We start from the raw sequence: 14,012 nt of genomic DNA, 5'->3' as shown, positions 1-14,012 counted from the left end.
AAAGCTTATTTTGAAACGTTCTTAATAAGGAGTTTTTTACTGAATATTAATATGGTGAAAATTCATTAATATCAAAAAAAATAAAAAAGACTCTTAACAATTTATATGACTCATAAAAAACATTAAATTTGCAACTATTGTCGATTTTCAAAATGAGTATAGAACAAAAAAACACAACTGCTGCGAGCAAAATCATCTCCAAACCCAGAATCATTTCTGGTAGTATCTTCATAGTATCATCAATCGTTTTGACGCTTTCTTTCGTTTCCTATCTGATGAATTGGAAAGCGGATCAAAGCCAGGCCGGAACAATGGCAGACAAAACCGTGGAATCTTCCAACCTTTTTGGGAAAATCGGTGATTGGCTGGGCAACATTTTCATTTTTGAAAGCATTGGTGTTGCGGCGTTTGTAGTGGCATTCTTGTTTTTGGTCTTCGGAACATTGATTTTTAAGAAAAACTATTTCAAACCTTGGAAAACGATTTCCCACAGTTTGTTTTTCATCTGCTGGACACCCATTTTCTTCGGTGCTGTGACCAATGGCGAAGGCGTTTTAGGCGGTGTTTATGGTTATCAAATTATGGATTATTTGAAATCTTACATTGGTTCTGTCGGACTTTGGATGGTGCTTTTAGTAAGCTTTGCTTTGTATTTCGTTTTGGAATTTAATTTAAGACCAAGTTCTATCAAAAATAAATTGAATGATCTGAATGATAATACTTTCGGAAAGTTGAAAAGTATGATGCCGGATTCTGATGAGGAATTTGAAGCGGATGAAGATTTAGATAAGGAAATTGTTCCTGAAAAATCAGCAGTCAATCAAACACCTTTGAAAACTGACAATGATTTTGGGAATATCAAAGTCACTCAGGAATTTGAGCCGATCAAAACACCCAACAAAACCACTTTTGTAGAAGATGTGAAGGAAAGTCAGCCGGAGCAAATTGTTTTAACCACAGAAACTCCAGTTCAAAAACCAATTGTTGACAAACCAATTATCATTGAGAAACCCGTGATTGAAACACCAATTGCAAAAGCAAATGACGATATCACATTAAATATAGAAGTTAAAAAAGAGGAAGTTTACGCACCAAATGCTGAACAGCAAAAATCCGACGATCTTGTAAGCAAACACGGTTTGTACGATCACAAATTGGATCTGGCGAAATTCCAAATGCCTTCTGTAGAATTGCTAAAAGATTACGGCAATGAGGAAATCACCATCAACCACGACGAACTTGAAGAAAATAAAAACAGGATTGTTGGCTTATTAAAAACCTTCAATGTTGGGATTTCTGAAATCAAAGCGACGATTGGACCAACGGTGACACTTTACGAAATCGTACCAGAAGCAGGAATCCGAGTTTCTGCTATTAAAAAATTACAAGACGATATTGCGTTGAATCTTTCCGCATTGGGAATTCGAATCATTGCGCCAATGCCAGGAAAAGGAACGATCGGAATCGAGGTTCCAAGAAAAAATCCAACAATGGTTTCTATGCGTTCCGTTGTTGCATCGCCGAAATTCCAATCTGCTGATATGGATTTGCCAATCGTTTTTGGTAGAACGATCTCCAACGAAGTTTTCGTGGCCGACCTTGCAAAAATGCCTCACCTCTTGATGGCTGGTGCAACTGGACAGGGAAAGTCTGTTGGGATCAATGCAATCTTAACTTCATTAATTTATAAAAAACACCCAAGCGAACTGAAGTTTGTAATGGTGGATCCGAAAAAAGTTGAGCTTTCTTTATATTCGAAAATTGAAAGACATTACTTGGCGAAATTGCCTGATACGGAAGATGCGATCATCACAGACAATGCAAAAGTGATCAATACTTTGAATTCACTTTGTATCGAAATGGATCAGCGTTATGACCTTTTGAAAAACGCGTTCTGTAAAAACATCAAGGAGTACAACGCCAAATTTGCTCAAAGAAAACTCAATCCAGAAAATGGACACCGATATTTGCCTTACATCGTTTTGGTTGTGGATGAGTTCGCTGATTTGATTATGACTGCAGGAAAAGAAGTTGAACATCCGATTGCACGTTTGGCCCAGTTGGCAAGAGCGATTGGAATCCACTTGATTGTTGCGACACAAAGACCATCAGTTAACGTAATTACAGGTATGATCAAAGCGAATTTCCCTGCGAGGATTGCGTTCCGTGTTATTTCGGGAGTAGATTCAAAGACGATTTTGGATTCGCCTGGAGCGGAGCAATTGGTTGGACGTGGTGATATGCTTTATTTCAACGGAAACGATTTGACGCGTTTGCAATGTGCCTTTGTAGATACGCCTGAAGTCGAAAGAATTGCGGAATTTGTTGGCGAGCAAAAAGGTTATCCGGATGCTTACCTTCTTCCAGAATATTCCGGCGACGAAAGCACTTCCACAGTTGGCGCTTTCGATCCGAACGAGAAAGATCAGTTATTTGAAGATGCGGCGAGAATCGTTATTTCTACACAACAAGGATCAACATCAATGCTTCAAAGACAATTGAAATTGGGATATAATAGAGCCGGAAGAATTATGGATCAGCTGGAAGCGGCTGGCGTGGTTGGCGGTTTCAACGGTGCGAAGGCGAGAGAGGTTTTGATTTCGGATCTTGGTTCTTTGGAAAGGTTGTTTGATGAGTTGAAAGGGAGATAGATTTAATATAAACGCTGAATTAATTTTTGGCGTTTTTTTGTTTATATTAAAGATTAGACTGAATATTAATTCAAATCAACTTAGTCGCTAATTCCAATTCTTTTCGTAATTTCATTTAAAATTTTATCAGATGAGAAAATTATTTTTAATCACTACCCTATTCTCTTTTGGATGCTTATTTTCGCAGACTAAAAAAGAAGAAAAAGCTAAAGTTGAAGTGCTTCCGGCAAGACCTCTATTACCACACATCAGCACAGAAACTGACACAACAAAAGTACAGACTTTAAAGAAAGAAGATTCCAACAGTCGGTTCTATAAAAATATGACCGACGAAAAAGCATCCCAATACAAGATGCTGAAAAAGATAACGCCTTCCACCAATTATCAAACAGAAAGTACACAACCCTTCAAAATTGATACAATTCAAAATTCAAACAAAATCAAACCTCAAGGTAAATAAATGTCCACCCACGAACTCCTCTACAAAGCCATAAAAATCGCTACCAAAGCACACAAAAAACAAACCGACAAATACGATGCACCTTATCTAGGCCACGTTTTTCGAGTAATGAACGCCGGAAAGACCATCGACGAAAAAATCGTTGGCGTTCTGCACGACGTCGTAGAGGATCATCCAGAATTTTCTTTTGAATATCTAAAGGAAAAAGGATTTCCAGATTACATTTTGGAAGCAGTGGAATGTCTCACGAAACGTGAAGAGGAACATTTGGACTATGACGCCTTCGTCGCAAGAATTGAGAAAAGCCCGTTGGCAATTGCCGTAAAACTGAATGATCTTCGCGACAATATGGATCTCACAAGATGTACAACATTATTGGAAGAAAAAGATCTGAAACGCTTCAACAAATATTTGAAAGCCTATCTTTATCTGATTGAAAAGTATTAAGATGTTCTAATAATATATCTCTCGCAGATCGAGCAGATTTAGCTGATTTTAAAATCTGCTCGATCTACGAGAATTTTTTTAGTCCACCATCGGAATCACAAAATCCTTCTCGTCATCCGTCGCATCGATTGTAAAGTTGAGCGCAAAATATAAGAAGTGAAAATTATCATTCCCTCTCAGCGCAAATTCACGCTGGAACATATACCCGGAAGTAATTGATAAACTATTATTAAACTGATATCCAAAACCAGCAAAAGTCCTGTTTCGTTTGAAATTCGGATCGACTGGACCCAAGAAAATTTCCTCAAAAGCATTCACAAAAAAAGTCTCTTCCTGCACTTTATCATTATTGATTGGCACAATTGCGCTTAATCGATAACGGAAACGGTTGGCTCTCGTATGCTCGCCCGTTTGGCTGGCGTAGAAATACCTTTGTTCTGCACGAACTCTGTGATCCAACTTCAGTTTACCAAGCTTTTGCGTCAGCGTATATTGCAACCAGACTCGCAATTCCTCCTGCGAGATCTTCATCTTTTCATAGGTTCCATATCGCCCGATTCCTGCGAAGATCTGATTGTTTTTGATGAAATTATAACCAATTCCACCTTTCGTCTCATAATAATCAATCACCGTATAATCGCGTCTGGCTCGGGTTTGTAGCTCCACATAAGCCATCCATTTCGGTGTGATCTTATACGTAAAAGACATCATATTGAAGCTGGAAAGATGATCTTGCCCAGAAACAAAACTCCCTACAAACACGAATAGTAACAACAGCTTTTTCACGGCACAAATATAACAAAATACCAGAATCGTTCTCAATAATTTTTTGGGCGTATCCCTTTGTTTTTGCTCAGACGTTTCTGCCTTTCAAGAACGCTTTCTAATCAGCAAAAACAAGCGGGTCGGGCTGTCCGTTATTATCTTTTTGTCCAGAACATTTCCCGTCCAAATTGACATTCATCCAAAGACAAAAAGGATAACCACTACCATCCCTTACGCGGGTTTGCGTTTCAAAACACATAGGCTATCAAATTTCTTTTATTACAACGTCTACCATTAATATAACAAAAGGTACCACTCCTACGGAGCGGAAATTGCTCGATCAAAATTTTCTACAAACATATTGCTCCTACGGAGCGTTTTAATATTGCAATTTAAAGTAGAAATATTGAGCTTGTTTAAATTTCGTCAATTACTCCCTGTGGGTTGGGGAAATAATTTTGATGAAATTTTCAAGGTGTTTTCCACAATTTAGGTATGCGCGAAAGAAAAACGTTTTGAAAATTTTATTTTTGAATCATTTTTAAACAAGCTCTTATAATATATGTAAAATCAAAGCTCCGTAGTAGTGAAATGTTTGTAGAAATAAATACACCCGAAAAGTAAACAAACTCCATAGGAGTTTAACTTTCATCAAATCTAACCTTAAAATCTCACCCTTCAAACATATTGATAAACAAAAAAAACCTTTCAACAGAATTGAAAGGTTTTATAAATATTTCGAACAAGTTTTTATCCTAGTAAAAGTGTCAATGGACTTTCTAGGTAAGTTCTTAATGTTTGCAAGAACTGAGCACCTGTTGCTCCATCAATTACTCTGTGGTCACAAGCTAGAGACAATTTCATTGTGTTTCCAACAACAATTTGTCCGTTCTTAACGATTGGTTTCTCAACAATTGCGCCTACAGATAGGATCGCAGAATTCGGTTGATTGATGATCGATGTAAACGTCTCGATTCCAAACATTCCAAGATTTGAAACGGAGAAAGTAGAACCTTCCATTTCGTTAGCTTTAAGCGCTTTTGTTTTCGCTCTTCCAGCCATATCTTTTACAGATGCGGAGATATCGTTGTAAGACATAAAGTCTGTATTCTTCAATACTGGAACTACCAATCCGTCCGGAACAGCTACTGCTACCCCAACGTTGATATTCCCGTGGTGGATGATCTTGTCACCTGCCCAAGAAGAATTCACTTGTGGATGTTTTCTCAATGCCACTGCAACCGCTTTGATCACCATATCGTTGAAAGATACTTTGGTGTCTGGCACAGCATTCATTTCTTTTCTCGCTTCGATTGCCTTATCCATGTTGATCTCAACAGTCAGATAATAATGAGGCGCAGTGAATTTACTTTCACCCAATCTCTTGGCGATGATGTTTCTCATTTGAGAATTCACAGTTTCAGAATCTTCTCCTGGCGTGAATGCTACACTTGGCTGAGCAGAAGTCGCTTTCGGTGCTGAAGCTACAGCGGCTGGCTGAGCAGACGGCTGATAGTTTTCAACATCTTTTTTCACGATTCTTCCGTTCTCACCAGAACCTTTGATTGCAGAGAAATCTACACCCTTATCTTGTGCGATTTTCTTAGCCAAAGGAGAGATCGCGATTCTTTCGCCTGTAGAAGATGCAGCCACTGGAGCCTCTTCTTTTTTATCTTCAGTTTTAGTTTCGGTTTTTGCTTCTGATTTTGGAGCCGAAGCTTTTTTTCCGCCACCGGAAACCACACCAGAAACGTCTGTTCCTGCAGGGCCGATGATCGCTAAAATCTTATCTACTTCCGCAGCGTCGCCTTCTGCAACACCTTGGTATAATAAAGTTCCGTTCACTTCAGATTCGAAATCCTGAACAGCTTTGTCAGTTTCAATCTCAGCAAGGATGTCACCTTCTTTTACAGTGTCACCAACGTTCTTTTGCCATTTAGCAACTTTACCTTCGGTCATTGTATCAGAAAGACGAGGCATTGTGATCACCTCTACACCTTCTGGCACTTCGGCTCCGCTCGTTGAGTCAGTGCTTTCAGTTTCTACATCTGTAGATTCGCCTTGCGTTTTTGATTCTTCTTCAGATTTGCTTTCAGCAGCAGCGTCTGGTTTTGCACCTCCGCCGTTGGTCAAAGAAGAAATATCTTCTCCTTCTTTACCGATGATTGCCAAAATAGAATCTACTGGTGCCGCATTTCCTTCCTCTACTCCTACGAATAGAAGTGTTCCGTTAATTTCGGATTCGAAGTCCTGAACTGCTTTATCTGTTTCGATCTCTGCAAGAATATCACCTTCTTTTACAGTATCACCAACTTTTTTGTGCCATTTTGAAACTTTGCCTTCCGTCATCGTATCCGACAAGCGGGGCATCGTAATTACTTCTGCCATAATTTTTTTTATAAAATTAATTATTTTCTAATTTGTTGATGAATGGATAATCCGGAGTGGAATATACATAGTCATAAAGAAGATTTGCATCTGGATATGGAGATTCTTCCATAAACTCTACGCACTCTTCTACGAATGCTCTTGATTTTTCTTCCAAAGCGTCCAATTCTTCTTGAGTCGCCCAATTGTTATCAAAGATTCTTTGTTTCACAATCTCGATTGGATCTTCCAATTTGTATTGTGCCACTTCGTCTTTTGATCTGTAAGGTTCAGCATCCGACATAGAGTGACCTCTGTAACGGTATGTTCTAGCCTCGATGAAAGTTGGTCCGTCTCCTCTTCTTGCTCTTTCGATCGCTTCGTAAGCCGCCTCTGCCACTTTCTCTGGATCCATTGCATCTACAGGAAGACAAGGCATCTCATATCCTAATCCTAATTTATAAATATCTTCGTGGTTGGCAGTTCTTTTCACAGATGTTCCCATTGCGTAACCATTGTTCTCACAAACGAATACCACAGGAAGTTTCCAGTTCATTGCCATATTGAAAGTCTCGTGAAGCGCACCCTGACGTACAGCACCATCACCCATAAAACAGATGTTGACCGCTTTTCTGTCAAAATATTTGTCACCGAAAGCAATACCTGCTCCCAAAGGAATCTGACCGCCGACGATACCGTGACCACCATAGAAACGGTGCTCTTTGCTGAAAATGTGCATAGAACCTCCCATTCCCTGAGATGTTCCTGTTGCTTTTCCACAAAGTTCTGCCATGATTCTTTTTGGGTCAACGCCCATTGCCATTGGGTGGATGTGACATCTGTATGCTGTGATCATACTGTCTTTGGAAAGATCCATTGCGTGGGTAAAACCTGCTGGAATGGCTTCCTGACCGTTATAAAGGTGTAAGAAACCTCTGATTTTCTGTTTAAGATAAAGAGAACGGCATTTGTCTTCAAACCTTCTCCACATCGTCATTTCTTCATACCATTTAAGGTAGACTTCTTTTGAAAATTCTTTCATTGTAATTTCGAAATATGTAGCAAAAATAAGAAAAAAAATTTTCTTTATTGTATGCATATTATCATATTTTTTCACGAATTGGAAATCAATACGATTAAAGCGGAACAGATTGCGCAATCGATTGCATTGATACTAGACAAAATAATTTTACAGAATTCTTCCCAAGCTATTAATTTTTGTATATTGAGGTCGAAATTTTGCTGAATGGAAATCAAAAACCCAATTATTATTAATGTATCGAGAGTCATTTCGAACTTCTTCAACCCGTTGGTTTCTCTCGTCATCTACTTTTTCTATTACAGTTACAAGAATTACACTTGGGAACAAGCTTCTGCAAAGTTTTTACCGATTTTACTTTTATTGATTATTCCAATTGCCCTTTGGATTTACAGAAATGTGAAAAAAGGGAATTACACCAATATGGATGTTTCAAATCGTAAGCAGCGACATTCGCTCTACATCTTCATTATTATTGCAACGGTCATCTTCTTGGCTGTAGATTTCTATCTTCACAAGGAAATGGATTGGGCGATTTTTATGCTTTGTATCTTATTGATACTAATGCAAATCAGTAATTTTTTCATCAAAAGTTCGATGCACACAAGTCTTAACATCTACGTTTCGGCCTTGTTCTTTACCATAGAACCAATAGCTGGAATCTTTTGGTTTCTGCTTTCAATCGTCATTGGAATTACCCGAGTGATTTTGAAAAGACACACGCCAAAAGAAGTTTTTTCGGGCGGTGCAATCGCGATTTTTGTATCTTTAATCTATCTTGTAATGGTGAACGCCATTATTTTCTAAAATATTTTTTTTTATGATGTTACAAACGTTAACGCCTTCTGAGGAAGAAATAATGCAACTCATCTGGCACAAAGGTCAAATCTACTTCCGAGAATTGATGGACATTTATCCAGAACCAAAACCTCATCAAAACACAGTTTCCACATTCTTGAAAATCTTAGTGGACAAAGATTATCTTTCAACCGAAAAACAAGGCAGAATCTATCTTTACACGCCAACAATCGGTTTTAATGATTACAAGAATTTTGTTCTAAAACGCTTTCTAGAAACTTACTTTGACAATTCGGGAAGCGAATTATTGAAAGTTTTGGTTGAAGAAAAATTTGTTAAATCAAAAGACTTTGACCAATTTTTTGAAGGAAAAACCAAAGAAGCTTCTTTCAAAGAAAACATTGAGGAAGACAGTCACATTCAGGATTTTATCAAAGAAATCACTGGCGAGAAAAAGTCTAAGAAAAAAGATAAAAAGGAAAAGAAAAAAGGTAAAAAGAAGAGCAAATAAGATGTAGAATTTTTTACTTTCGATTATAATTTAATTCTCAACCCCCAACATTATGAATCAAAAGTTAAACGAGATTTTCGGGAAAGCGATTTTTGCCATTCGGCAATTCCCTTTGGTTTTATTGATGGCTTTGTCGGCTTCGATTTGTTTGATGTTCATCGCTGAGGAAAATTTCCGTACCAGCGAAAAAGTTTTCACGTTGACCAAATTGATGTTGGTTTCTTGCTTGGGAATTTCATTGATGTTTGGTTTGAAGATCCTTTCGCAGAGAATCAGAAAACAAATCTTGCTCGAACTAGGCGGAATTTTATTCTTAATCGGATTCTATTTTCTGTTGCCAAAACTGCAAAAAGATTTCACCGAAGTTTATGCATTTCTACTGATTCCGACTTTTGTATTATCGCATCTTTTCGTATCTTTTGCTTCATTTTTCAGGCAGAAAACCGAGATGCATTTTTGGCAATACAACAAGAATCTTTTCATTAATATTGTCCTGACTGTGATTTTCACAGGCGTTTTGACTGGCGGAGTCGAATTGGCGATTGTCGCGGTGGACAAGCTTTTTGATTTTAATTTTAATGATAAAATATATCTGCGCGTTTTTTATTTATTAGCCATATTTGGAAGTAGTTTTATCTTTCTTTTGTTCAATGAAAAAGGTTTGGAATATCTTGAAAAAGAAGGCAATTATCCAATCGTTCTGAAATTCTTCACACAATACATTCTGATTCCACTCCTTATTATATACGTCGTCATCCTGTATTTTTATTCGGCGAAGATCCTCATCAATTGGGAATTGCCGAGAGGCTGGGTTTCGTATCTCGTCCTCGCCTATTCGATTGTTGGAATTTTGGCGATATTGCTCGTTCATCCTCTGAAAGAAAACTCGGCGAAGTCTTGGGTCAAGATGTTCTCGAAGATTTTCTATTTCACATTAATTCCATTACTAATCCTACTTTTCACAGCTATTTTTACGAGGATTCTGGAATATGGTTACACGGAACCGAGATACTTTGTAGTCTTACTTTCGGTTTGGTTGGCAATTGTTGTTTTCTATTTTATCATAAATAAAAATGCAAGTATCAAATTCATTCCAACGAGTTTATTTGTCTTTGGATTGTTTGCGTTGATTTTCCCTTTTCTCAACACATTTTCTGTAGCGAAAAGAAGTCAGGAAAATCAGTTGATCAAAATCCTTAATGAAAATAAATTGCTTGATAATAAACAAAAAATCGATTTTTCCAGGCGAGTTGTTGATAGCACGGCGACGGAAATTGCGAACAAGTTTGAATTTTTGGGCAAACGAAATGAAACGGAATCCTTGTTAAAATTAATAGACATTAAGAAACAGGAAGATTTAGCCAAAGAAATCAATCAATCTACAAATTCATATTCGCTTTACTACATTGTAAAAGACCAATTTTCTAATATTAAAAAGACCGACAAATCGACTTCGGATTATCAAAGATTAGAATTAATTTCAAATCAACAAATTGTAGATGTGAGCAGTTACGATTATGTTGTTTATTTCAACAGATATAACCACAGCGCCAAAACGATTGGCAATGACACGTTTGAGATCTTCGACAGAATAACGGATGAGGAACCGCAGTTCAAAGTTATTTTAAACTCTAAAGAAGAAGCCGATTTTTCTTCATTAATCAAAGATCTAAAAACAAAATACAAAGGAAAAATCGGACAAATAAATTTACCCGAAATGGCTATGGAAGGTGATCTGGAAAAGTATCATCTCAAGATATCACTGGGAAATCTGATCATTGAAAAGCACAAAAACAATCCTTCATCAACCATTGATTTTGAAAACGCCTATTTGCTAATCAAGAAAAAGTAAGATTTAAAATCATTTTTCTGAGGTCAATTTGATAAATTAAATTACAAGCAAAAAAAAAGCGATCTAAAAATAGATCGCTTTTTTGTTTTGTTAAGGGATATTACCAACGGCCTCCTCCACCGCCTCCACGGTTTTCTCCACCACCGTAACCACCTCCACGGTTGTTACCACCTCCGTAACCACCACCACGGTTGTTATCGAAAGATCTTCTTGGTTTCTCTTCTCTTGGTCTAGCCTCGGTAACATTTAGTATTTTACCGTTAAATTCTTTCTGATTTAAAGCATCCAATGCTTGTTTTCCTTCTTCGTCTCCCATTTCTACGAAACCAAATCCTTTTGATCTCCCAGTGTCTCTGTCAGTAATGATCTTTGCAGAAGTTACTTCTCCAAATTCTTCGAATAATTCTTGCAACTGATAATCTTTAGTTGCGTAATTGATGTTTGAAACAAAAATGTTCATTTTAAAAAAAATTAAGTTAACTGTTGTTTTATATTATATTAAGGAAAAACAACAAAATAACATTATTGATTTCAAATATAATTGACTGCAAGATACAAATATTTTCGAATAATTATATCTTTTCAAAATAAATTTAAAACGAATTTAAAATTCGCTAATCCACCTCTGTACCTCTACTGGCTTCCAGTATTTTGAACCAATCCATTGTCTCAATATCAAGCAATAAAGATTGCTTCAATTTGCGAATTGTTTCCACTTTTGAAGTTCCGATGACGGGAATTATTTTCGATGGATGTTTCAGAATAAAAGCCAATAAGATTTTATTTTCGTTTGCATTATATTTCTCACATAGCTTTTTAATTATCTTTTTCAATCTAATATTTTGCTCAGAATTTGAGGTGAAATAATTGCCAAGAACCGACCACGCCATAGGTCTCAGTTTTTTTATCATCAGTTGTTCCAAAGTTCCGTTATCAAAAGAATCCAGATGATTGACGGACAACTCGATCTGATTGGTAACTAATGGAAAATATTGATTCAACAATTCAAATTGGGAAACGGAAAAATTACTTACGCCAAATTCTTTCACCTTTCCTTCTGCTTTCAAAGTTTCAAAAACCTTGGCAATCTCTTCCGGATTCATCAATGGTGATGGGCGATGCAGAAGCAAAAGGTCGAGATAATCTGTTTTTAAATTGCTGAGGCTTTCATTCACACAATTTAAAATATAATCCGAATCGTAGTTGTAATATTTGAGAGTCGAAGGTTTTTTCTCAGAATTCATCACGATTCCGCATTTGGAAATCAGCTGGATTCTTTCTCTATCAATCTTCATTTCTTTCCAAGCGTTTCCGAAAAGTTCCTCTGTGGTGTGATTCCCGTAGATATCAGCGTGGTCAAAAGTCGTGATGTTTTCCTCCAGACAAACTTCTATCAACTCCTGAACTTTTCTCTCGGAATGGTTGGCACCCCAAATGCCCCAACGCATCGTTCCAGCAATTAATTCTGAAAACATAATTTGATTTTTTTACAAATATATTATGTTAAACACAAAATACATTGATAAATTTGACTTTACAAAAATTATTATTTATGAAGAAATTCACTCTCTTATTGATGTTGGGTTGCGCTTTCGCAAAGGCACAATTTACAACGCCGGGAAATGGTACAACGTACACGCTAACAAGTCTCTCGGCAACTGCACCGGATGTTCTCAAAAATATGGGAACTTCTTATATGATGATGAACGACATCACTATTTCTGCCACCGATAAATTGATTATTGATGAGAACACGACCTTAAGTGTTTATTCCGACAAAGCGCTTTACGTTTTTGGTGAATACCACACGACGGCATCTAATTTTTTGATCAATGCTGTAGATTCCGGATTTCCATTCAAAGGAATTCAATTCGAGATTGGTTCTGTAGCTGAAATGAAAAACACCCGAGTTGATTTTGGCGGTGGCGTAAGAGTTTTGACAACTAATTTCCTAATGGATAATTGTATTATTTACAAAAATAAAGCTGGTGTGTCCACAGGTGGCGCCGTTAGTTTTTTCCGAGGTGAGCCTGGAAGTATCACGGTTAAAAATTCTCAGTTTTTGGAAAATGCGAAACCGGCAATCAGCTCAAGTGGTAATGCAACGGCGAATGTTTCTGCGCTTATTTCCAACAATTATTTTTACGGAAACAATACGGACGATGGCAATGCGCCACAGATCAATATGGGACCTTCCGGTTCGGACTCTTTGAAAATCATTAATAATACAATCATTGGAAATAGAGCTTTGACAAAGGTTGGAGGGATTGGATCTTCGGCTTTGGCTGGCGGAATCAATAAATTTTTGATCAAGGACAATATCATCAAAGACAATCGTTTCGGAATAACAACTTATGCCGGAACTTCCAGCGGAATCATCGACGGAAATGTGATAGAAAACAATAATACAGAGCCAGTTCCAGATAATGGCGGAAGCGGTATTGCGATTTACGGTGCAAAAGATGTCATCATCAAGAATAATGAAATCCGAGGAAATCTTTGGGGAGTTACAGTTTTATCTAATGGAACGGTAGATTTGGGAACTTCCGAAAATCCTGGAAACAATATTTTCAAAAACAATCAGAATCGCGGTAATACAGTTGCTTTTTTCAACAATACAACCAATCTAGCCAATGCTGTTGGAAACTGCTGGAGAGAAGATGAACTTTCTACAGATGCAATGGTAGAAGCCGTTATTGGAAGTCAAACGCCGAATACCATTACTTACAAACCTTACAATTGCGCATTGCAACTGGCAGTTTCCGAAACTGGAAAACTCAACAGTCGCGTCTTCCCAAATCCGAGTAAAAACCATTTCTTCTTCGAAACCGAAAGTGGTGGAAACATCGTGATTCAGGATTTGAGTGGGAAAGTTGTTCATTCTGCAATTGTCAACAAAGGAAAAAATGAAATCAATACCAATCTGCAATCTGGCGTTTACATCATCACGCAACAATCCGAAGGCAAAAAGTCTAATACGAAATTGATTATCAAATAATCATGAGCATTTAGCTATAGCGTTTGGCATCTAATTGCTAAAATTATTATGAAGCATCACTTTTTGTGGTGCTTTTGTTTTTTATTAATCAAATGAATTTAGTTTTAAGGTGAAAATTAAATCC

Annotated in this window: 12 protein-coding genes; 7 read left to right on the top strand and 5 right to left on the bottom strand. The window is 37.2% G+C overall.

Annotated features, from left to right (window positions below; all coding sequences use genetic code 11):
* Nucleotides 1-152 precede the first annotated feature (152 nt).
* From IO90_RS05195 to IO90_RS05185, 3 genes are all read left to right on the top strand, one after another.
* On the top strand, nt 153-2,651 hold the full coding sequence (locus tag IO90_RS05195; protein ID WP_034964664.1) for an FtsK/SpoIIIE family DNA translocase: 2,499 nt from the start codon (nt 153-155) through the stop codon (nt 2,649-2,651).
* A 130-nt stretch (nt 2,652-2,781) separates the two neighbouring features.
* On the top strand, nt 2,782-3,111 hold the full coding sequence (locus tag IO90_RS05190; RefSeq protein ID WP_034964661.1) for a hypothetical protein: 330 nt from the start codon (nt 2,782-2,784) through the stop codon (nt 3,109-3,111).
* A complete protein-coding gene (locus tag IO90_RS05185) occupies nt 3,112-3,558 on the top strand; it encodes a phosphohydrolase (protein WP_034964658.1) in 447 nt (148 codons plus the stop codon).
* Between the two features lie 78 nt (nt 3,559-3,636).
* On the opposite strand, the gene IO90_RS05180 is transcribed toward IO90_RS05185, so the two are convergent.
* From IO90_RS05180 to pdhA, 3 genes are all read right to left on the bottom strand, one after another.
* Entirely contained in the window at nt 3,637-4,332 is a 696-nt protein-coding gene (locus IO90_RS05180) for a DUF2490 domain-containing protein (RefSeq protein WP_228374648.1), read from the bottom strand.
* 741 nt (nt 4,333-5,073) lie between these two features.
* Nucleotides 5,074-6,711 carry a pyruvate dehydrogenase complex dihydrolipoamide acetyltransferase gene (locus IO90_RS05175; protein ID WP_034964653.1) on the bottom strand — a complete coding sequence of 546 codons (1,638 nt, stop codon included), beginning with the start codon at nt 6,709-6,711 and terminating at the stop codon, nt 5,074-5,076.
* 16 nt (nt 6,712-6,727) lie between these two features.
* On the bottom strand, nt 6,728-7,732 hold the full coding sequence (gene pdhA, locus IO90_RS05170) for a pyruvate dehydrogenase (acetyl-transferring) E1 component subunit alpha (RefSeq protein WP_034964651.1): 1,005 nt from the start codon (nt 7,730-7,732) through the stop codon (nt 6,728-6,730).
* A gap of 204 nt (nt 7,733-7,936) precedes the next feature.
* Between pdhA and IO90_RS05165 the strand changes: the two genes are divergently transcribed.
* From IO90_RS05165 to IO90_RS05155, 3 genes are read left to right on the top strand one after another with little or no spacing between them, the layout of a single operon-like run.
* Complete coding sequence (locus IO90_RS05165; RefSeq protein WP_051878315.1) at nt 7,937-8,536, top strand: phosphatase PAP2 family protein; 600 nt, start codon at nt 7,937-7,939, stop codon at nt 8,534-8,536.
* Between the two features lie 13 nt (nt 8,537-8,549).
* A complete protein-coding gene (locus IO90_RS05160; protein ID WP_076768760.1) occupies nt 8,550-9,038 on the top strand; it encodes a BlaI/MecI/CopY family transcriptional regulator in 489 nt (162 codons plus the stop codon).
* 52 nt (nt 9,039-9,090) lie between these two features.
* Entirely contained in the window at nt 9,091-10,890 is a 1,800-nt protein-coding gene (locus IO90_RS05155) for a DUF4153 domain-containing protein (protein ID WP_051878311.1), read from the top strand.
* A gap of 100 nt (nt 10,891-10,990) precedes the next feature.
* Here the strand turns inward: IO90_RS05155 and IO90_RS05150 are convergent, their stop codons facing one another.
* Nucleotides 10,991-11,350, bottom strand: a complete 360-nt coding sequence (locus tag IO90_RS05150) for an RNA recognition motif domain-containing protein (protein WP_034964648.1) — start codon at nt 11,348-11,350, stop codon at nt 10,991-10,993.
* 154 nt (nt 11,351-11,504) lie between these two features.
* A complete protein-coding gene (locus IO90_RS05145) occupies nt 11,505-12,365 on the bottom strand; it encodes an aldo/keto reductase family oxidoreductase (RefSeq protein ID WP_034964645.1) in 861 nt (286 codons plus the stop codon).
* A 77-nt stretch (nt 12,366-12,442) separates the two neighbouring features.
* On the opposite strand from IO90_RS05145, the gene IO90_RS05140 reads away from it, so the two are divergent.
* Entirely contained in the window at nt 12,443-13,888 is a 1,446-nt protein-coding gene (locus IO90_RS05140; RefSeq protein ID WP_034964644.1) for a T9SS type A sorting domain-containing protein, read from the top strand.
* Nucleotides 13,889-14,012: the final 124 nt, after the last annotated feature.

Source organism: Chryseobacterium sp. FH1, assembly GCF_000735135.1.
Classification (GTDB): Bacteria; Bacteroidota; Bacteroidia; order Flavobacteriales; family Weeksellaceae; genus Epilithonimonas.
This window is presented reverse-complemented; position numbering and strand designations above follow the sequence as displayed.